This is a genomic window from Collinsella aerofaciens (genome assembly GCF_040915425.1).
Taxonomy (GTDB): Bacteria; Actinomycetota; Coriobacteriia; order Coriobacteriales; family Coriobacteriaceae; genus Collinsella; species Collinsella aerofaciens_BW.
Genome location: NZ_JBCPDN010000044.1, coordinates 1 through 20,114 on the forward strand (window position 1 = coordinate 1; position 20,114 = coordinate 20,114).

Sequence of the window (20,114 nt, forward strand, 5' to 3'; positions counted from 1 at the left end):
GTATAAAAGCAAGGGCGCGTTTAGCGTCCCGGCCCAACGAATCGAATTTCTCATCGAGCTGGTCTGCTTCTTCTGGTACCATGGCCAAACTTTACTGTAGCAAAGCGTGACGTGGGCTTTTGTTCTGCGTCAGCGGAAATGGGGGTTTCATGGCACAGGAAGCGACCGCCAACGAGCAAAAGAAATTCAAGGTTCCGCGCATCCCGGGCGACATCATGATCTATCCGATGATCGTCGGTCTTTTGCTCAACACCTTCTGCCCGCAGGTTTTTGAGATCGGCGGCTTCTTTACGGCTGCCTGCCGCGGTGGCTCCAATACCATCGTCGCCGCGATCCTGCTGTTTGTGGGCGCCGGCATCAGCTTCAAGTCCACGCCGGGCGCCATCAAGACCGGCATCGTCGTGCTGATTCCCAAGCTGGTCGTCGCAGCGGCTCTCGGCCTGGGTGTGGCATATTTCTTTAACGATAACTTCCTGGGTCTGAGCTCCGTGTCTATCATCGGCGGCATTACGTTTTGCAACATGGCGCTCTATACGGGCATCATGGGCGAGTTCGGCGATGAGTCCGAGCAGGGCGCCGTCGGTATCCTGTTCTTTACGGCCGGCCCCGCCGTCACGATGATCATCCTTGGTGTTTCGGGTCTTGCCAACATCCCTGTCGGTACTATCATCGGCTCCATTTTGCCGCTCGTTATCGGCATGGTTCTGGGCAACCTGTTCCCGTTTATCAAGAACCTGCTAGTTCCCGGTGCCAACCCTGCGATTGCCGTCATCGGATTTCAGCTTGGCGCGTCCATGAGCCTGTCGAGCTTTATCACCGGTGGTATTTCCGGCATCTTGCTGGGCCTTGTCACGCTGTTTGTCGTCGGTCCCATCACCTTTGCGTTCGAGCGCCTGTGCGGTGGTAACGGCAAGGCTGCCGTGGCTTGTTCCACCATCGCCGGCACGGCTATGACCACGCCGGTTGCTCTCGCCGAGGTCGCGCCGCGCTACGCCGAGCTTGCGCCCACCGCGTACGCCCAGATCGCCACTGCCGTTATCATCACGGCAATCATGGCTCCGATTCTGACCGGCTGGGTCGACAAGAAGTTCTGCCAGGGCAAGGAGGACCTGTCGCCTGCCGGTGTCGAGGCCATCGAGGAGGCCGTCGCGACCGACATCGACGGCGAGTAACGGCCGTTACCGATAATTGATTCCGGCGTGCAATTCGCGCCGTCCGAGCGCCCGAACAGAAACTGTTTTGCAGTGATGTTCGGGCGCTTTGCTATGATTCCCTTTACCCCTGCGGAGTAAAGGGGTGTTTATTGCCCTGATTCGAATTGGGCGATTCTGACCATTCGGATATTGAAGGGATGGCGTCTAGTGGTTAAGGCACTCAAGATTGAGATATTCCTGCTATGCATGATTGTTCTTATCGGGCTTGCCGCGCGAAGTCGTCGCTCCTTGTTCTCGAGCACCCTGCAGCTATTGTTTAGCATGCTTGGCTACACCTCTGCCGCGTACATATTATTCGATATGATCTGGACGCTTTCGGATGGTGCGGACGGCACGTTGGGTATTGCTGCCAACTGGATTTCCAACGCGGTTTCGTTTTCGCTCTTTGCCATCGCGTGTCTCATTTGGTTTATCTATTCCGAGACGATGCAGGGCTCTCGCCTTGTGACCTCGCGCTATAGGGTGGTGCTTGTAACGTTGCCTACGGCTCTGGTGGTCGTGCTGGCTTTTACCAGTTACTGGACGCACGCCTTGTTCTATATCGATTCGCAGGGCGTGTATCGTCGCGGCTTTGCCTATATGATCCAGCCCATTGTCAGCTACTGTTACGTTATACATGCGTCCCTGCATGCGTTTGTGCAATCTCGCAGGGTCGAGAGCCTGCAGACGAAGGCTATCTATCGAACCTTGGCATTTTTCGCCATTCCGGCCCTGGTGGGCGGTACCTTTCAGATCGTATGCTCGGTGCCTGGCCTTTGTGTCGGCGTAATGATTAGCATGTTGCTGCTCTATATCATCTGCCAGGAGCAGCTCATCTCGACCGACCCGTTGACTGGACTTAACAATCGCAACCGTTTTGAGACCTATATGCTGTCGCTCTTCTCAAATGTGGATCAGGCCGAAGATGTGTATCTGCTCATGATGGACGCCGACGGCTTTAAGCAGATTAACGATCAGTATGGACATGTGGAGGGCGACCATGCTCTTCAGGTTGTTGCGACGGCGCTCAAGGATGTCTGCTCGGCGTCTGGTGGCTTTATCGCGCGTTATGGTGGCGATGAGTTCGTGGTGCTCCAAAAGGCAGCGGCGGAACAGGACATCATAGACCTGTGTTCGGCGATTGACGACGAGCTCGCTCGTGCCGAGGTACCGTATGCATTGCGGATGTCCATCGGTTACGCGCGGGTCGGCGATAGTGTTGATACCTGGCAAGACTTACTTCGCGCTGCCGATGCGGAGCTCTATCGCGTCAAGGCCGAGAAAAAGAAAGCCGGCGCCCAGATACGCTAGAAAAAAGGGCGCACGACCGTTGCGATGGTCGTGCGCCCTTTTTGCGTTTGCGGGGGCCACCGGCCATAACGCCCAGGCGCGGTGCGGCAAGACGAGCGTCTGCCGCTGCGGCTCGGTACGAAATCAACGAGAATCAGTGTGCTCCATTGAGCTAAAGTGTGCGAACGCCCTCTCTAAAAAGGTGAGCTCGCTAGGCTTTTTTGGGTTTGTTGACGATGATGATGCCGCCGCAGACCAACAGCAGGGCAACGATGACGGTAATGGGGCTCGTGCCAGCGCCCTCGCCGAGCAGCAGCGCGCTCAGCAGCACACCAAAGACGGGGTTCATAAACCCAAAGACCGAGACGCGGCTGACGGGGTTGACGGCAAGCAGGCGCGACCACAGCGAGTAGGCGACCGCGGAGATAAGCGCCATGTAGATGATGAGCGCGATGGCGGGGGCAATCGCCGTGGGGGAGAGCGCGCCACCCATCAAAAAGCCGATGGCGGTGAGGACCAGGCCGCCGACCAAGAACTGCCACCCGGCAAGCAAGACGCCGTCGTGCTCACGCGAGAAGATACCGATCAGGCAGGTCGAAAGGGCACCCGCGACGGTGGAGGCTAGGATAAAACCCTCGCCGTCGAGCGTAAAGCCAAAGGTGCCATCCGCGCCCGAAAGGTTGACGAGCGCGACACCGGCAAAGCCCAGTACGCAGCCGAGCACTTTGGCCGCATCGAGCTTTTCGGTGCGAAACGCTAGGGCGGCAAAGAGGATGGCTAGGAAGTTGGCGCTGGCCTCGATGATGGAGCTCGACATGGCGCTGGCGCGCGAGAGGCCCAGATAGAAAAAGAAGTACTGCCCGATGGTCTGAAAGAGCGACAAGATAAAGATGGGCTTGATGTCGCGCGCTTGCGGTATGAGGGGGCGGCGTTGGGCCGCGCTCATCCCAACGATAACCAGGGCGCCGGCAAGCGTAAAGCGTAAACCTGCAAAGAGCAGCTGCGAAGCGGTATCGTGCGCCGGGATACCAAAGAGTGCGTAGCCGATCTTGATGCAGGGGAAAGCCGACCCCCAGAGCGCGCAACAAACAAGACAGCCCAGGATGAGTCCGGGCAGGGTGGCGAGATACGGCTTGCGGCTTTCCATGATGTCCTTCCTGTATGCGCGAAGCAAAAAAGAACCCGCCACCGGATGTGTCGGTGGCGGGTGTTGTTACCCGAAGGGATTGTACCCGATGGGAAAGGTTTAGGCGAAGTAGGCTACGCCGCTCTCAAAGATCGGCATGAACTTATCGCCGGGGACATGCTCGGGCACGTTGCGGTACAGGTTGTCGCCACGACGCTCGGCATGGCCCATCTTGCCCAGGACGCGGCCGTCGGGGCTCGTGATGCCCTCGATGGCGAGTGCGGAGCCGTTGGGGTTGACGGAAAGGTCCATGCTGGGCTTGCCGTCCTCGCCCACGTACTGCGTGGCGACCTGGCCGTTTGCAATCAGCTGGGCGAGCACTTCGTCATTGGCGACAAAGCGACCCTCGCCGTGGCTGATGGCGACGGTGTAGGGGTCGTCCAGGCTGCACTGCGACAGCCACGGGGACAGGTTGGACGAGATACGGGTGCGCACCAGACGGCTCTGATGGCGACCGATGGTGTTGAACGTCAGCGTGGGCGCATCGGGCGTGGCGTCGACGATGTCGCCGTAGGGCACCAGACCGAGCTTGATCAGGGCCTGGAAGCCGTTGCAGATGCCCAGCATCAGGCCGTCGCGGGCCTTGAGCAGGTCGCGGACTGCCTCGGTGACCTCGGGAGCGCGGAAGAACGCCGTGATGAACTTGGCGGAGCCATCGGGCTCGTCGCCGCCCGAGAAGCCGCCGGGGATCATGACGATCTGGCTTGCACGGATGCGGCGGGCAAGCTCGTGGGTGCTTTCGGCGACGGCCTCGGGCGTGAGGTTGTTGATCACGAAGGTGTCGGCCTCGGCGCCGGCGGCGCGGAAGGCACGAGCGCTATCGTACTCGCAGTTGTTGCCGGGGAACACGGGGATTACCACGCGCGGGCGGGCGATCTTGGCGCCGCTGTACACGTGGATATCCTTGGCACGGAAGTCGATGGTCTCGACCTTGGCAGTCTCGCCGGCGCTGCGGTAGGCAAAGACGCCCTCGATGCCGCTCTCCCAGGCCTCTTGGAGCTCGGAGAGCTCGATGACCTCGGAGCCGGTATCGATGACATAACCCTCGACGGTGGTGCCCAGGGGCTCGACGACAACGCCGTCGGCGACCTCGGGCAGCTCGGCATCCTCGGCGAGCTCGACGATAAAGCTGCCATAGAGCGGGGTGAAGAGGCTCTCCACGTCCACATCCTCGGCAAGCTCGATACCGATCTGGTTGCCGACGCACATCTTAAAGAGGCTCTCGGCGCCGCAGCCGTAGCCGGGCGTGGAGACGGCCAGGGCGTCGCCGGTGGCGGTGAGTGCTTCGACGGCGTCAAATGCGGCGAGCAGCTGCTGGGCATCGGGACGGTAGTCCTGGCCATAGGTGGCGGGGGCGATACGGACGACGCGATGCGTGAGACCCTTGAACTCGGGGGAGACGGCGCGGGCCGCCTTGCCCACGGCGACAGCGAAGCTGATCAGGGTCGGCGGAACGTTGAGCTCGCCGGCCTCGTCCTCAAACGAGCCGCTCATGGAATCCTTACCGCCGATGGCGCCGGCACCCAGGTCGACCTGGGCCATAAGGGCGCCCAGGACGGCTGCCATGGGCTTGCCCCAGCGCTCGGCTTCGGTGCGCAGACGCTCAAAGTACTCTTGGAAGGAGAGGTAAGCGCGCTTGTGCTCAAAGCCGGCAGCCACGAGCTTGGCGATGGACTCGACCACGGACAGGTAGGCGCCCGCAAACTGGTCGGCCTCCATCAGATAGGGGTTAAAGCCCCATGCCATAGCGCTTGCCGTGGTGGTCTCGCCGTCCACGGGGAACTTGGCGACCATGGCAGAGCTCGGAGTGAGCTGCGTCTTGCCGCCAAAGGGCATGAGCACGGTCGCGGCGCCGATGGTGGAGTCGAAGCGCTCGGAAAGGCCCTTGTTGGAGGCGACGTTGAGGTCGGTGACCAGCGAGGTCATGCGCTCGGTAAGCGTGGTGCCGGCCCAGCTGGGCTGCCACACGCTGCGGGCGCAGACGTGGGCGACCTGGTGCTTGGGCGCACCGTTGGAGTTGAGGAACTCGCGGGACAGATCGACGATGGCGACGCCGTTCCAGGCCATGCGCATACGCGGCTCGGCGGTAACCTCGGCGATGACGGTTGCCTCCAGGTTCTCCTCGGCGGCGTAGCCCATGAACTCCTCGACGTCACCGTCGGCGACGGCGCAGGCCATGCGCTCCTGGGACTCGGAAATGGCGAGCTCGGTGCCGTCCAGGCCGTCGTACTTCTTGGTTACGGTATCAAGGTCGACATACAGGCCGTCGGCAAGCTCGCCCACGGCGACCGAGACGCCGCCGGCGCCAAAGTCGTTGCAGCGCTTGATCAGACGGCAGGCGTCGCCGCGGCGGAACAGGCGCTGCAGCTTGCGCTCGACTGGGGCGTTGCCCTTCTGGACCTCGGCACCCGAGGTCTCGATCGACTCGGTGTTCTGGGTCTTGGAGGAGCCGGTGGCGCCGCCGATGCCGTCACGGCCGGTGCGGCCGCCCAGCAGGATGATCTTGTCGGTGGGGGCGGGGCACTCGCGACGAACGTGGTTTGCCGGGGTAGCGCCCACGACGGCGCCGACCTCCATGCGCTTGGCCACGTAGCCAGGGTGATAGAGCTCGTTGACCTGACCGGTGGCAAGGCCGATCTGGTTGCCGTAGCTGGAGTAGCCGGCGGCGGCAGTGGTCACGAGCTTGCGCTGCGGCAGCTTGCCCTCGAGCGTCTCGGAAACCGGGACGGTGGGGTCGCCGGCGCCGGTGACGCGCATGGCCTGGTACACATAGCTGCGGCCCGAGAGCGGGTCGCGGATGGCGCCGCCCACGCAGGTGGCGGCACCGCCGAAGGGCTCGATCTCGGTCGGGTGGTTGTGAGTCTCGTTCTTAAAGAGGAACAGCCAGTCCTGGTCCTCGCCATCGACATCGACCTTTACCTTGACGGTGCAGGCGTTGATCTCCTCGGACTCGTCGACATCGGTCATGACGCCGGTCTTTTTGAGGTACTTGGCGCCGATGGTGCCCATGTCCATGAGGCAGACGGGCTTGGCGTCGCGACCGAGCTCGTGGCGCATCTCCATGTAGCGGTCGAAGGCCTGCTGCACCACGGCGTCATCGATCGTCACGTCATCCAGGACGGTGCCGAAGGTGGTGTGGCGGCAGTGGTCGGACCAGTAGGTGTCGATCACGCGGATCTCGGTGATGGTGGGGTCGCGGTCCTCATCGCGGAAGTACTGCTGACAGAAGGCGATGTCCGCCTCGTCCATGGCAAGGCCGCGATCGGCGATAAAGGCGGCAAGGCCGGCCTCGTCGAGCTCGCGGAAACCGTCGAGCACCTCGACGGGCTGGGGCTCGGGGGTCTCCATGTACAGCGTTTCGGGCAGGTCGAGCGAGGCGATGCGCGCTTCGACGGGGTTCACCACGTAGTGCTTGATGGCCTCGATGGCGGCTTCGTCCAGAGTGCCCGAGATCATATAGACCTTGGCGGAGCGCACGGCGGGGCGCTCGCCCTGGCTGATGAGCTGCACGCACTCGCTGGCGGAGTCGGCGCGCTGGTCAAACTGGCCAGGCAGGAATTCGACGGCAAAGACGGCGCCATCGCTTGCGGGGAGCTCGTCGTAGGTCACATCGACCTGGGGCTCGCTAAAGACGGTCGGCACGCAGGAGCGGAAAAGCTCCTCGTCGATGCCCTCGACGTCGTAGCGGTTGATGATCCTCAGGGCCTCGATGCCCTTGATGCCGAGAATCTCGGTCAGCTCGCCCTTGAGCTGCTGAGCCTCGACGTCGAACCCGGGTTTCTTCTCCACGTAGATACGAGAGACCATTGGTTCCTGCCTTCCTGATCGGTTGGGCGTACGGTACGGTATGCGGCAGCGGTCGGTTTACGGGGCAAGCCTCGTGGTCGCCTTGAGCCACATGTTTGTAAACCTCACTATGATACGACAGCTCGCGGTGCGTTGAGGACGGCGAGGGTGCTACAGTGAAGCGCAAACAAGAGAAAGGCATCACATGGCATTCGTTTCGCTCGCCATCATCGCACTCGTGGCCTTTGCAAGCCCCTTCATCGCCTCGGCGATTCCTGGAAAACCCGTTCCCGAGACGGTCTTTTTGCTCGTGCTCGGCGCAGTGCTGGGCCCGCATATGCTCGGCCTTATCCATGTGGATGCCGAGGTCTCGCTCGTGTCAGAGCTCGGCCTGGCCTTTTTGTTCCTGCTTGCCGGCTTTGAGATCGACCCTAAGAACATTACGGGTGTGGAGGGGCGCTACGGCTTGGCGACGTGGGCCGTCACGTTTGGTATTGCCTGGCTTGCCGTGCGCTTTACCCCGTGGTTCTCGGTCAGCCATTTCGACGGTATCGCCGTGACGCTCGCCTTGACCTCGACGGCGCTTGGGGCGCTCATGCCCATCTTGCGCGAGCGGTTGCTTGCCGGAACGCGCGTCGGTGATTCGATTCTTGCCTATGGTACGTGGGGCGAGCTCGGCCCCGTGCTCGCCATGTCGGTACTGCTGTCTGCCCGTACGGGCATCGAGACGCTGCTGATCTTGGGCTTATTTGCCGCCGTGTGCGTGCTGCTTGCCGTGGTCCCCAGCCGCTCCAAACGCGTCGGCAGCCGCTTCTTTGCGTTTGTCGAGGAGCGCGCCGATACCACGTCGCAGACGTTCGTACGCCTGACAGTGCTTATTTTGGTCACGCTCGTGGCGTTCTCGGCCATCTTTAGCCTCGATATCGTATTGGGCGCTTTTGCCGCCGGCTTTGTCCTGCGCTATATCATCCCCGAGGGCAACCATACGCTTGAGACCAAGCTCGACGGCCTGGCCTACGGCTTTTTGATCCCGGTGTTCTTTACCGTGTCGGGCGCTAAGATCGACCTGACGGCCGTGGTGTCGCGCCCCGGGCTGCTCGTGGGCTTTATCTTGGCGCTGCTGATCATTCGCGCGGTGCCGATCCTTGTCTCTATGAGCATTTGTCCCGTGACGCGCGATGTGTCGGCGTATGGCCGCATTACCGTGGCGCTCTACTGCACCACGGCGCTGCCGATCATCGTTGCCGTAACGAGCGTGGCCGTCAACGCGGGCGCGCTGTCGCAAGATATTGCGTCGGTCATGGTTGCCGCCGGTGCCATCACGGTGTTCTTGATGCCATTGCTCGCGCAGCTCTTCTACCGCGTGGTCGACGCCGCGCCGGTCGCCGCCGTGGCAGAGGTTGCCGAGCATCCATCCGATGCACTTGACATCCTGCGCGCCCATCACGATTTGGCGAGCCTGCTCGCACGCGAGCACGAGCTGCTGACCTCGCATGGCCATGGTCGCGTATTCGAGGGCCTGCCTACGCTCGATACGATTGCCGAGCGTCTTTCCGCCGAGGCGGCGAGCGGCCACATCGATGCCCGCATCGTGGACGCGGCGCGTCTTCTTGCCGATAAGACCTATGGTGATGAGGTTGACCCGTCCGAGCTGACTCCGCGTGAGCGCCGCCGCCTTGAGCGCGCCAAGCTCGCCGTACACGAATACCGCCGCCGCATGCTGGAGCTCTACGCGCGCGATGAAGCCCAGGACGACGACGGCAAGTAGCAAGGAATGTCGGGATACGGGTTCCGTCCAAATATTAGAAGGCGCGCTGCCTGCGGTTGATGCGGACAGCGCGCCTTTTGCGTTGAACTCTGTTGAGGTTCGAAGCCGAAACTTTCGACCTTTAGGAGCGGGCTGCCCCGTCGACGGGGAGGATGGCGCCCGTGACATAGGAGGACATGTCGCTCGCAAGGAAAACGAAGGCGTTGGCAACGTCCTCGGGCTCGCCCATGCGACCGAGCGGAATAGTGGCGATGATGGGCTTGATGACCTCTTCGGGCAGGTTGGCGACCATATCGGTCTTGGTTACGCCTGGGGCAACGGCGTTGACGCGAATGCCCATGGGGGCGAGCTCGCGCGAGAGCGACTGGACCATGCCGTTGACGGCAAACTTAGACGTGGGGTAGCCGACGCCGGAGGGCTGGCCGTACTTGGCGACCATCGAGCTTGTGGTAGTGATGGTGCCGCCGTGGCCGGCCTCGGTCATGATCTTGGCGGCAACCTGGTGACCGTTAAAGACGGCGACGACGTTGAGGTCCATAACTTTGGCGAACTCCTCGGCTGTATAGTCCAAAAGGGGTGAGCGCTGGGAGATTCCGGCGTTGTTGACGACCGTATCGAGACCGCCCATATCGGCTGCAGCCTGGGTAAAGGCCTCGGTCACGCCTTCGAGTGAGGTGAGGTCGCAGGAGCGACCCCAGACCTTGGCGTCGGGATAGACGGCTGTCAGCTTCTCAACGGCCGCATCGGCGGTCTCCTGACGCGAGCCAAAGACGGTGACGGTGGCACCCTCCTCGATAAAGCGGCAGGCGATGGCATAGCCGATACCGCGCGTGCCTCCGGTGATGATTGCTTTCTTGCCCTCGAGCAACATGGTGCCTCCATTCTTCGGGGGTGGACGTACGCAGCACAGGATAGCGGCGGACAAAAGCAAACATGCCTGCTTATCGGTGAGCGGTATCCCTGGTTGACACCGAACGGTCAAATTGTTCAAACGCGGATCGCGTCAATGCGCCCCGAGCGTGCAAATAAAAGGGCTCCCGTCCAAGACCAGACGGGAGCCCTTCGAGCAAATGCGTTGTGGGGTGTAAACCGAACTAGTTGGCCATGACGCCTTCGGTCCAGGCCTCAACGTCCTCGATGCGCAGGACGTTGGCGACCTCGGCCACGCAGTCGACGCTGGCAAGCTCGGCGGCGGCAGCCTGGACATCCTTCTCGAGCGCGCGGTGCGTCAGGAAGATGACCGAGCAGGCATCGCTGACGCCCGACTTGCCGTCCTCGACCTGGTTGATGAGCGAGATCGAGATGTTGTGCTTGGCAAAGATGTTGACCGTCTCGGACAGGGCGCCCACGCGGTCGGCGACCTTCAAGCGCATATAGTACTTGGTCTGGAGCTCGTCCATGGGCTTAAAGGCGAGGTTGTGGCCATAGGGCTCAATCTCGGGCAGCGGAGCTACGCCGCGGCTGATCTGCTCGGAGAGCGACAGGATATCGCCCACGACGGCGCTCGCGGTGGGAAAGGAGCCTGCGCCGGCACCGTAGAACATGGTCTCGCCCACGGCGTCACCCACTACGTAAACAGCGTTCATGGCGCCGTTGACCTTGGCAAGCATGTGGTCGGCGGGGATCAGCGTGGGATGCACGCGGACGTCGACGCCGGCGTCGGTGTTGCGGGCGATGCCGAGCAGCTTAATGGTGTAGCCGAGCTCGCGGGCCTGGGCGATGTCCTCGGCGCCGATGGTGCGGATACCCTGCTGGTACACATCATCGGTGGTAACGCGGGTGCCAAAGCCGATGGAGGCGAGGATGGCCGTCTTGCTGGCGGCATCGAAGCCGTCGACGTCGGCGGACGGGTCGGCCTCGGCATAGCCCTTGGCCTGCGCGTCGGCGAGCACGTCGGCGTAATCGGCGCCCTCGGCGTCCATGCGCGACAGGATGTAGTTGGTGGTGCCGTTGAGGATGCCGGCGATGGTCAGGATCTTGTTGCCCACCAGGTCGTGCTCAAGCGTGCTCACGATGGGGATGCCGCCGCCGCAGCTGGCCTCGCATTTAATCTGCACGCCGCACGCACGCGCCTTCTCGGCAAGCGTCTCGACGTGACGGCCCAGCAGGGCCTTGTTGGCGGAGACGACGTGCTTGCCGTGCTCAAAGGCAGTGGTAAAGATCTCGGTTGCGGGATGCTCGCCGCCGATCAGCTCGACGACGATGTCGACGGCGGGGTCGGTGACGACGTCGTGCCAGTCACTCGTAAAGGCCTCGCGCTCAATGCCTGCCGCCTCGGCCTGCTCCCAAGCAAGCGCGCAGGCGCGGGTCAGCTTAAGGTCGATGCCGTAGGCTGCCAGGTACTCATCGTGGTGGCTCTTGATCAGACGGGCCACGCCGCCGCCGACGGTTCCCAAACCGATGAGGCCGACGTTCACGGTGCGCAGGGGTTCGCTCATAGATAGCTCCTTCGTGCATCTTATAGATGGATTAACCGCTTAAAGGTTGAGTGCATTCTAGCGTGAACCGAGGACGCGTGCTCGCCAGGCAACAGGAGTCGCACAAAACGGCACCCCCGAAACGCTGCGGAAACATTGGAAACATGCTCACTACAAACGAACTTCCGTAACAAACTGTCAACGTTTGCACCATAAGGTTTGCCCTGTGCGACTGGGGCATGCAGGCGCTCGTCGGCTCCGTCACCACCGGTGCCGCCGTCGCCGTCTCGGGCGAGATCGCCGATGCCTTTGCCGAGCAGGCCAAGGCATCCAAGCTCGACATCGTCGATACCGAGACCTTTAAGGACGACTCCTCCACGAGCTTTATCAACCAGCCGACCAAGGCCATGCGCAAGATCAAGATCGAGGGCCTGACGGGCGAGCTGACGTGGAACGACAAGGGCCAGGTTGAAAAGCCCGCTACGGCATATGTGATTCAGGGCGGCAAGTACATCGCCGCCTAGGTGCGTACAAAACGCGACCGGTGAGGCTGTTTTAATCAGGGCAGGGGCGCTTGTAATAGAATGGAAATATTACTTTCACACAATAAAGTGACTAAACTGTATAAACCAATAGAAATACGCAGAAATATGGATAAATGGACAAATCCAAAGAAAAGTTGAAATAATCGCCACTTTTCTCAACTAAAGCGTCTACTATTTTGCGAACGCCGAACACGGCGAAGGATGGCCTGTCGGGTAACCGAAACCCGACGAGATTTGAGAGGAGAGCCGCATGTCGAGCCTCACCGGTAAGTCATTGAACCCTGTTATGAATCGCAGGAGCGTTATCGCGAGCGCAGCAGGTCTGGGGGCGATGTCCATTCTAGCCGGTTGCTCCTCCAACGGCGGCGACAGCGGTTCCGCTTCGGGCGACGCCTCGTTTAAGATCGGCACTATCGGTCCGCTGACCGGCGCCAACGCGTCCTACGGCAAGTCCGTTACCCAGGGTGTCGAGCTTGGCTGCAAGGATTTCTCGACCAAGGAGCTGCCGCTTGCCAGCAAGGCCGAAGATGACCAGGCCGATGGCGAGAAGGCTGTCAACGCCTTCAACACCCTGCTCGACTGGGGCATGCAGGCCCTCGTTGGCCCGACCACCACGGGTGCGTCGGTTGCCGTTGCCGCAGAGTGCGGTAACGACCCCAAGACGTTCATGATCACCCCGTCCGCGTCCTCCGAGGACGTCACCGACGGCAAGGATTGCGTCTTCCAGGTTTGCTTTACCGACCCCAACCAGGGCGTCAACGCTGCCAAGTTCCTGGCGCAGAAGTATGCGGACGAGAAGTTCGTGCTGTTCTATAACTCCGGCGACGCCTATTCATCGGGCATCGCAGATTCCTTTAAGGCCCAGGCCGCTGAGTCCAAGCTCGAGATTGTTGACGAGGAGACCTTTAAGGACGACTCCGCCACGAGCTTTACCAACCAGCTGACCAAGGCCAAGCAGGCAGGCGCTACCATGATTTTTGCGCCGATCTACTACACGCCGGCGTCCGTCCTGCTCAAGAACGCCAAGGACATGGGCTACGACGTCAAGATGATGGGCTGCGACGGCATGGACGGCATCCTGGGCGTTGAGGGCTTCGATACCTCTCTTGCCGAGGGTCTGCTGCTCATGACCCCGTTCTCCGCCGACGACGAGAAGAACGCCGACTTCGTCAACGCTTACAAGGATAAGTACGGCGATACTCCCGATCAGTTTGCCGCCGACGCCTACGACGGCGTGCACGCGGTGGCCGAGGCCGTCAAGGAGGCCGGTCTTGGCGTCGACGCCGATCCGACCGAGGTCGCCGAGAAGCTGTCCAAGGCTATGCTCAAGATTACCGTTGACGGTCTGACTGGCAAGCTCACCTGGAACGATAAGGGCCAGGTCCAGAAGGAGCCCACGGCGTACGTCATCACCGACGGCAAGTACGTACAGGCCTAATAGGCCGCCTTACATAGAGCGGTTTTGATCCCAAGCAGGGGAGGTTTTGGCCTTCCCTGCTTGCTTGGTATCTATAGGGACAGTGTAACGTCCCTGTTTCATACATTAACTGGAAACCTATTCGAAAGGGGGATGTGGAACATGACGGTCTTTATCCAATACCTGGTCAACGGCCTGTCCATGGGCAGCGTCTACGCCATCATCGCGTTGGGCTACACCATGGTTTACGGTATCGCCAAGATGCTGAACTTCGCTCACGGCGACGTCATCATGGTCGGTGCCTATGTCTCGTTCTGTGCCACGTCGTATCTCGGCCTCCCGGGCTGGGCATCTGTAGTTCTCTCTTGTGTGGTCTGTACCGTTCTCGGTGTTCTCATCGAGGGTCTGGCATACAAGCCGCTGCGTCAAGCGGGCCCGCTGGCCGTTCTGATCACGGCCATCGGCGTGTCTTACTTCCTGCAGAATGCCGCACAGCTTCTGTGGGGCGCCACGCCCAAGAACTTCACTTCGCTCGTCACCTTCCCGGTGCCGGAGTTCTTGGCCAAGTTTAACGTAAGCGCCGTCTCGCTCGTCACCATCGTCGCCTGCCTGGTTATCATGGCCGGCCTGATGTTCTTTACGGGTAAGACCAAGATGGGCAAGGCCATGCGCGCCGTGTCCGAGGACAAGGCCGCCGCTCAGCTCATGGGCATCAACGTCAACCGCACCATCTCGATGACGTTCGCCATCGGCTCCGCCCTCGCCGCCATCGCCGGCGTGCTCCTGTGCTCCTACTCGCCGGTGTTGCAGCCCACGACGGGTGCTATGCCTGGTATCAAGGCCTTCGACGCTGCCGTTTTCGGCGGCATCGGCTCCATCCCCGGTGCCTTTGTCGGTGGTATTCTCATCGGCATCATCGAGGCGATGGCGCAGGCTTACATTTCCACGAGCCTTGCCAACTCCATCGTCTTTGGCGTTTTGATCATCGTCCTGCTCGTCAAGCCTGCCGGCCTCTTGGGCAAGTACGTCCCCGAGAAGGTGTAGGTGAGCGTTATGAAGTTTCTTAAAGACAAGCAGACGCGTCACGACTTTGTTACGTACGCCATGTGCCTTGTGGCGTTCGCCATCGTGTTCTTTATGCAGTCCAACCACATGATCCCGCGCATGATTGCCGGCCAGCTGGTCCCCATTACGGCCTACATTGTTATGGCCATCTCCCTTAACCTCGTCGTCGGTATCGCGGGCGACTTGTCGCTGGGCCACGCAGGCTTTATGAGCGTCGGCGCCTATACGGGCATCGTCACTGCCGTCGCGCTGGAGAGCGCCGTTCCGTCCGATCCGATGCGTCTGATCATCAGCATTGTGGTCGGCGCTATCGCCGCTGCCATCTTGGGCTTCTTGATCGGTATCCCGGTCCTGCGCCTGAGCGGCGACTATCTGGCCATCGTGACCCTGGCTTTTGGCGAGATCATCAAAGAGATCGTTACCTGCCTTATCGTGGGCGTCGACTCCCGCGGCCTGCATGTGATCTTTAACATCACGGGTAACTCCACGATCAACGACCTGCACCTGCTCGAGGACGGCACCGCCATCATCAAGGGCGCGCAGGGAGCATCGGGCGTGTCGACCTATTCGACCTTCCTTGCCGGCGCCATCCTGGTTATGGTCGCGCTCGTGATTGTACTCAACCTGGTTCGCAGCCGTACCGGTCGTGCCATTATTGCCGTGCGCGATAACAAGATCGCTGCCGAGTCCGTGGGCATCTCCGTCACCCAGTACCGCATGATCGCCTTCGTGGTTTCCGCCGCCCTCGCCGGTGCTGCCGGAGCTTTGTTCGGCGGTAACTTCTCGCAGCTTTCCGCTACTAAGTTCGACTTCAACACGTCGATCCTCATTCTGGTGTTCGTGGTCCTGGGCGGCCTGGGCAACATGCGCGGTTCCGTTATCGCCGCGGCGCTGCTCACGGTGCTCCCCGAGTTGCTCCGTCAGTTCTCGGACTACCGCATGCTCATCTACGCCATCGTGTTGATCCTGGTCATGGTCTTTACTAACAACCCACAGCTCAAGGCATTCTTCGCACGCATTAAGGACCGCTTTGCTTCCAAGAAGGAGGTGGCAGCCGATGCCCAGTAAGTTTGAGTTCAACAAGGGCAAGATGGTCCCGTATCCTTCTGGCGCTATCGTTCCCGACCGCGACCTGGGTCAGCGCCCGGCGCTCGAGTGCATCCACTTGGGCATTGAGTTTGGCGGCCTTAAGGCAGTAGACGACTTTAGCCTGACCATCGGCAAGACTGAGATTGCCGGTCTCATCGGCCCCAACGGCGCTGGCAAGACCACGGTCTTCAATCTGCTCACCAAGGTGTACCAGCCCACGCACGGCACCATCCTGCTCGACGGTGAGGACACCTCGGGCAAGTCGGTCTACCAGGTCAACCGCATGGGTATTGCCCGTACGTTCCAGAACATTCGCCTGTTCAACACCATGACGGTGGAGGACAACGTTAAGGTCGGCCTGCACAACCAGGAGCGCTACTCCGGCTTTGAGGGCGTTCTGCGCCTGCCGACGTATTGGAAGCACGAGAAGGCCGCCCACGAGCGCGCCATGGAGCTGCTGTCCATTTTTGACATGGAGCACCTGGCAAATGAGCAGGCCGGATCGCTGCCTTACGGCGCCCAGCGTCGTCTGGAAATCGTCCGCGCGCTTGCCACCAACCCCAAGTTGCTGCTGCTCGACGAGCCTGCCGCCGGAATGAACCCGTCCGAGACCGCAGAGCTTATGGCGAACATCGTCAAGATCCGCGACACCTTCGGCATCGCCATCATGCTTATCGAGCATGATATGTCGCTCGTTATGAACATCTGCGAGGGTATCTGCGTGCTCAACTTTGGCAAGGTTATCGCCAAGGGCACGGCCGAGGAAATCCAGAACAACGATGCCGTTATCGAGGCGTATCTGGGCAAGCAGGATAAGGGGGAGAACTAAATGGCAGAGCCGATGCTTTCCGTCTACAACATCAACGTCTGGTACGGTGCCATCCACGCCATCAAGGACATCTCCTTTAACGTCAACGAGGGCGAGATCGTGGCTCTGATTGGCGCCAACGGTGCCGGCAAGTCCACGACGCTTAAGACCGTCTCGGGCCTGCTGCGTTCCAAGACCGGCTCCATCAAGTTTATGGGCGAGGACATTACCCATACGCCTGCGGACAAGCTGGTGGGCAAGGGCCTGGCCCAGGTGCCCGAGGGCCGTCGCGCGTTTTTGCAGATGACGGTCGAGGAGAACCTGGAAATGGGTGCCTATACGCAGCCCAAGTCAACGGTGGCTCCGGGCCTTGAGCGCGTCTACGAGCAGTTCCCGCGCCTGAAGGAGCGTCGTCGCCAGGTCGCCGGCACCCTTTCGGGCGGCGAGCAGCAGATGCTCGTTATGGGCCGCGCCCTTATGAGTAACCCCAAACTGCTTATGCTCGACGAGCCTTCCATGGGTCTGGCGCCGATTCTGATTGAGCAGATCTTCCAGATTGTCGAGGACCTGCACAAGGCCGGCACCACGGTGCTTCTGGTCGAGCAGAACGCGCAGATGGCACTTTCCATCGCTACACGCGGCTACGTGCTCGAGACCGGCAAGATCACCATGACCGGCAGCGGCCAAGAGCTGCTGCACGACGACAACGTGCGTAAAGCCTACCTGGGCGGTTAGATAGTTACGGCGTTTTACCAAACGCCGTAATCAGCCGACGCTGCAAGCCCGCCAGGGCGGCAATCTGCCTTTCAACTTCGGCGGCATGACCAGAAGGTCAATGCCGCCTCGTTTCAAGGCACCTTGCTCGCTCTGGCGGGCTTTCGCTGTCGTTGCCAAAACATCGGCGTTGTGGCAGATGCCAGCGACTACCCCCTTTATGTTGCGGTGGAATAGGGACTAAATGGGAGCCTCAGAGGCCAAAACAGTCCCTATTCCACCGCAACTTCATGGGGGCGTGCGACAATGCCCATCGGAAAACGTTTGCCATCTGGGGGTCTATCTATGCTGTACGAGTTTTGTGCCGAGAACTTTGAGCGGGTGCCGGCGGCTATCGATGCCGGTGCAAAGCGCATCGAGCTGTGCGACAACCTTGCCGTCGGTGGCACTACGCCCTCGGCTGGTGTTATCAGCGCTACGGTCAGCTATGCTCACGAGCATGACGCACGAGTGATGTGCATGATTCGCCCGCGTGGCGGTGACTTTCACTACAACCAGGACGAGCTGCGCATGATGGAGATGGACTTGGGTCTTGCCGTGAGCGCCGGCGCCGATGGCTTGGTCTTTGGCTGCTGCAAGCCTTGTGCCGGCGGCTGGGCGCTCGACGAGCTTACGTTGGGCGCCCTCGTGATGGCCGCGGGCTGCGCGACCGAGGAGTGCAAGCGCGAGTCCCTTGACATCACCTTCCACATGGCGTTTGACCAGCTCTCGCCCGAGGCTCAGCTCGATGCCGTCGACACACTCGCCGACTGCGGCATCACGCGTATCCTGACGCATGGTGGTGCTGCCGGAACGCCGATCGAGGACAATCTGGAGCACCTATCGCGTCTTGTCGAGTATGCGGGCGACCGCCTGACCATCCTTCCCGGCGGCGGCATCACTACGGCAAATCGCGACGCGGTCGCGGCGGCGCTAGGCGTCTCCGAGCTCCATGGCACCAAGATCGTGCCGCTGGAGGTATAACCCGTGGCGCTGGTATTTGACGTTCAGCAGGCGAACGGTAAGCCCGACGACAATCGTCGTCCCGGCACCGCGTGCCCCTTTTGCGATACCGAGGAACTCGCCAATATCATCCGGCGCGACGGTGACTGCATCTGGCTCGAGAATAAGTTTAAGACCTTGCGGGCCACACGTCAGACCGTATTGATCGAGTCTGCCAATCACGACGCCGACCTGGTGACCTATGAACCGGATGAGCTGCATCATGTGATGCGGTTTGCCCTGGGCTGTTGGCAGCAGATGATCGATTCCCAACAGTACCGCAGTGTGCTCATGTACAAGAACAAAGGCCCACTTTCGGGCGGCAGCCTCGTCCATCCACACATGCAGATTGTGGGCCTGGAACAGGAGGACGGCTATGCGGCGCTGACCTCAGCCAACTTTGAAGGCATCAGTGTCTGGCAACAGGGGAGAATCTCGGTCGACATCTCAACCGAACCGATCATGGGGTTCTTTGAGGTCAACGTTTCAGCCCCGCAGGGAATCGCCGCCAGCGATGACACGAGAGACCAAGCCGAGGCGGATCTCTTCGCCGACGCAATCCAGGTAGCTCTGCGCTATATCTTGCACGAGCACCATGGCGGTCGTGCAGAGTCGTACAACCTGTTCTTCTATCACCTGGGCGGTCGGACCATTGCCAAGGCGCTGCCGCGTTGGGTGGTTTCGCCCTACTTTGTCGGCTATCGTTTGGCCCAGGTCAATGCTGAGACCACGCTCGATGTCGATGCTGAGCGCCTGCGTGCGCATCTGGAGGCGCTCACATCGTAAAGTGAGCGCCCGCACACTGCGGACGGTTTAGCGCGCCATTGCATCGCGGCCGGCCTCGACCCGCTTGCGCTGGGCGGCGCGCTCCTCGCCGGTCAGACGCTCAAAGAAGTGCCCGATAAGCGAGGCGAGCACCTGCTGAAACAACGTTCCACACATGACGGGAAACACAACTTCGCCCGGAAAGTATTGCGTGGCGATGACGGCGCCCGAAGAGATATTGCGCATGCCGCAGGTAAAGCACATGGTGGTCGTTTCGCTATATGGCAGATGCAGCGCGCGGGCGACCAGAATGCCGACGACAAAGCCGCTGATGGCGAAGACCAAAATAAAGAGGGCGACTTCCAAGCGCACCGCGTTCATGTGCAGCACGTACTCGCTCATGGCGGTGGAGTTGGAGGCGATAACGCCCATCATCATGAACTTGCAGGCGGGCGAGAGCGCGGGGGAGAGCTTCTCGTGTCCCCATCCGCGCGTGAGCTCGTTGATCACGATGCCGAGAACGGCGGGGATGGCGATCATAAAGGCCATGTTCTGCATCATACTCGGCACGTCGATCGAGACGGTGGCGCCTAGCAGGAGCTTGAGCGTAAGCGGAATCGTCACAGGGGAGATGACCGAGGACGTCAGGATGATGGTGAGCGCGAGCGGGCCGTTGCCGCCGAACATGCTGATCCACATAAAAGCGGTGACTGCCACGGGCACACTGTATTCGAGCACGATGCCGCAGACAAGGTTGGGGTTGGAACCAAAGAACAACGATCCCATGGCATAGGCCGCGATGGGAATAAGCGCCGCCGAGACCAACAACGCCAGAATCAGGTGCAGCGGATGGTGGAACACCTCGGCTACCTGGTGAAAGGTGTTGCTGAGCGCACCTTGGAACGTCATAAAGGCAAACAAGGTGGGAACGATGGGCTTGAGAGCGCCGATCTGTTGAGGAAAGAGCACGCCGAGCGCCACGCAAATCGGAACGATGATTTGCATGTGCCCCGCGAGAAACTTGCCCAGT

At 60.9% G+C, this 20,114-nt stretch carries 16 protein-coding genes; 11 read left to right on the forward strand and 5 right to left on the reverse strand.

Annotated features, from left to right (window positions below; all coding sequences use genetic code 11):
• The first annotated feature begins 149 nt into the window (after window positions 1-149).
• Both AB5164_RS06955 and AB5164_RS06960 read left to right on the forward strand, forming a co-directional pair.
• A complete protein-coding gene (locus AB5164_RS06955; protein ID WP_148332576.1) occupies window positions 150-1,172 on the forward strand; it encodes a 2-keto-3-deoxygluconate permease in 1,023 nt (340 codons plus the stop codon).
• A 189-nt stretch (window positions 1,173-1,361) separates the two neighbouring features.
• Window positions 1,362-2,504: a GGDEF domain-containing protein gene (locus tag AB5164_RS06960; RefSeq protein WP_368142268.1), complete on the forward strand. Its 1,143-nt coding sequence runs from the start codon at window positions 1,362-1,364 to the stop codon at window positions 2,502-2,504.
• Between the two features lie 190 nt (window positions 2,505-2,694).
• On the opposite strand, the gene AB5164_RS06965 is transcribed toward AB5164_RS06960, so the two are convergent.
• Window positions 2,695-3,630: a DMT family transporter gene (locus AB5164_RS06965; protein ID WP_368136910.1), complete on the reverse strand. Its 936-nt coding sequence runs from the start codon at window positions 3,628-3,630 to the stop codon at window positions 2,695-2,697.
• A gap of 99 nt (window positions 3,631-3,729) precedes the next feature.
• A complete protein-coding gene (locus AB5164_RS06970) occupies window positions 3,730-7,476 on the reverse strand; it encodes a phosphoribosylformylglycinamidine synthase (RefSeq protein WP_368142267.1) in 3,747 nt (1,248 codons plus the stop codon).
• A 184-nt stretch (window positions 7,477-7,660) separates the two neighbouring features.
• Here AB5164_RS06970 and AB5164_RS06975 point away from each other — a divergent pair, with 184 nt between their 5' ends.
• Entirely contained in the window at window positions 7,661-9,223 is a 1,563-nt protein-coding gene (locus AB5164_RS06975; RefSeq protein ID WP_368142266.1) for a cation:proton antiporter domain-containing protein, read from the forward strand.
• 121 nt (window positions 9,224-9,344) lie between these two features.
• Here AB5164_RS06975 and AB5164_RS06980 read toward each other — a convergent pair whose 3' ends face one another.
• Window positions 9,345-10,094: an SDR family NAD(P)-dependent oxidoreductase gene (locus tag AB5164_RS06980; protein ID WP_368142265.1), complete on the reverse strand. Its 750-nt coding sequence runs from the start codon at window positions 10,092-10,094 to the stop codon at window positions 9,345-9,347.
• Window positions 10,095-10,317: 223 nt separating this feature from the next.
• On the reverse strand, window positions 10,318-11,661 hold the full coding sequence (locus AB5164_RS06985; protein ID WP_368142264.1) for a homoserine dehydrogenase: 1,344 nt from the start codon (window positions 11,659-11,661) through the stop codon (window positions 10,318-10,320).
• Window positions 11,662-11,879: 218 nt separating this feature from the next.
• On the opposite strand from AB5164_RS06985, the gene AB5164_RS06990 reads away from it, so the two are divergent.
• From AB5164_RS06990 to AB5164_RS07025, 8 genes are all read left to right on the forward strand, one after another.
• Window positions 11,880-12,164: a hypothetical protein gene (locus tag AB5164_RS06990; RefSeq protein ID WP_368142263.1), complete on the forward strand. Its 285-nt coding sequence runs from the start codon at window positions 11,880-11,882 to the stop codon at window positions 12,162-12,164.
• A gap of 271 nt (window positions 12,165-12,435) precedes the next feature.
• Window positions 12,436-13,623 (forward strand): ABC transporter substrate-binding protein, encoded by a 1,188-nt coding sequence (locus AB5164_RS06995; protein WP_035137075.1) that lies wholly within the window; start codon window positions 12,436-12,438, stop codon window positions 13,621-13,623.
• Between the two features lie 141 nt (window positions 13,624-13,764).
• Entirely contained in the window at window positions 13,765-14,646 is an 882-nt protein-coding gene (locus AB5164_RS07000) for a branched-chain amino acid ABC transporter permease (protein ID WP_040358647.1), read from the forward strand.
• 9 nt (window positions 14,647-14,655) lie between these two features.
• Window positions 14,656-15,735, forward strand: coding sequence for a branched-chain amino acid ABC transporter permease (locus tag AB5164_RS07005; RefSeq protein WP_271760921.1), 1,080 nt, complete (start codon window positions 14,656-14,658; stop codon window positions 15,733-15,735).
• The gene (locus AB5164_RS07010; RefSeq protein ID WP_006234439.1) at window positions 15,725-16,585 is read left to right on the forward strand and encodes an ABC transporter ATP-binding protein; all 861 of its coding nucleotides are present in this window, start codon (window positions 15,725-15,727) and stop codon (window positions 16,583-16,585) included. The genes AB5164_RS07005 and AB5164_RS07010 overlap by 11 nt, the downstream gene beginning before the upstream one ends.
• On the forward strand, window positions 16,586-17,299 hold the full coding sequence (locus tag AB5164_RS07015) for an ABC transporter ATP-binding protein (protein WP_197032240.1): 714 nt from the start codon (window positions 16,586-16,588) through the stop codon (window positions 17,297-17,299).
• Window positions 17,300-17,623: 324 nt separating this feature from the next.
• A complete protein-coding gene (locus AB5164_RS07020; RefSeq protein ID WP_368142262.1) occupies window positions 17,624-18,301 on the forward strand; it encodes a copper homeostasis protein CutC in 678 nt (225 codons plus the stop codon).
• Window positions 18,302-18,304: 3 nt separating this feature from the next.
• The gene (locus AB5164_RS07025; RefSeq protein ID WP_368142261.1) at window positions 18,305-19,105 is read left to right on the forward strand and encodes a DUF4931 domain-containing protein; all 801 of its coding nucleotides are present in this window, start codon (window positions 18,305-18,307) and stop codon (window positions 19,103-19,105) included.
• Between the two features lie 27 nt (window positions 19,106-19,132).
• Here the strand turns inward: AB5164_RS07025 and AB5164_RS07030 are convergent, their stop codons facing one another.
• Complete coding sequence (locus AB5164_RS07030; protein WP_368147922.1) at window positions 19,133-20,113, reverse strand: bile acid:sodium symporter family protein; 981 nt, start codon at window positions 20,111-20,113, stop codon at window positions 19,133-19,135.
• Window position 20,114 lies beyond the last annotated feature (1 nt).

Bases quoted from the DNA above. Each gene is read 5' to 3' on its own strand.
- AB5164_RS07005 (WP_271760921.1), top strand. From the start codon at position 14,656: ATGAAGTTTCTTAAAGACAAGCAGACGCGTCACGACTTTGTTACGTAC.
- AB5164_RS06990 (WP_368142263.1), top strand. From the start codon at position 11,880: ATGCAGGCGCTCGTCGGCTCCGTCACCACCGGTGCCGCCGTCGCCGTC.
- AB5164_RS06970 (WP_368142267.1), bottom strand. From the start codon at position 7,476: ATGGTCTCTCGTATCTACGTGGAGAAGAAACCCGGGTTCGACGTCGAG.
- AB5164_RS06995 (WP_035137075.1), top strand. From the start codon at position 12,436: ATGTCGAGCCTCACCGGTAAGTCATTGAACCCTGTTATGAATCGCAGG.
- AB5164_RS06975 (WP_368142266.1), top strand. From the start codon at position 7,661: ATGGCATTCGTTTCGCTCGCCATCATCGCACTCGTGGCCTTTGCAAGC.
- AB5164_RS06955 (WP_148332576.1), top strand. From the start codon at position 150: ATGGCACAGGAAGCGACCGCCAACGAGCAAAAGAAATTCAAGGTTCCG.
- AB5164_RS06980 (WP_368142265.1), bottom strand. From the start codon at position 10,094: ATGTTGCTCGAGGGCAAGAAAGCAATCATCACCGGAGGCACGCGCGGT.
- AB5164_RS06985 (WP_368142264.1), bottom strand. From the start codon at position 11,661: ATGAGCGAACCCCTGCGCACCGTGAACGTCGGCCTCATCGGTTTGGGA.
- AB5164_RS07020 (WP_368142262.1), top strand. From the start codon at position 17,624: ATGCTGTACGAGTTTTGTGCCGAGAACTTTGAGCGGGTGCCGGCGGCT.
- AB5164_RS07015 (WP_197032240.1), top strand. From the start codon at position 16,586: ATGGCAGAGCCGATGCTTTCCGTCTACAACATCAACGTCTGGTACGGT.
- AB5164_RS06965 (WP_368136910.1), bottom strand. From the start codon at position 3,630: ATGGAAAGCCGCAAGCCGTATCTCGCCACCCTGCCCGGACTCATCCTG.
- AB5164_RS07010 (WP_006234439.1), top strand. From the start codon at position 15,725: ATGCCCAGTAAGTTTGAGTTCAACAAGGGCAAGATGGTCCCGTATCCT.
- AB5164_RS07000 (WP_040358647.1), top strand. From the start codon at position 13,765: ATGACGGTCTTTATCCAATACCTGGTCAACGGCCTGTCCATGGGCAGC.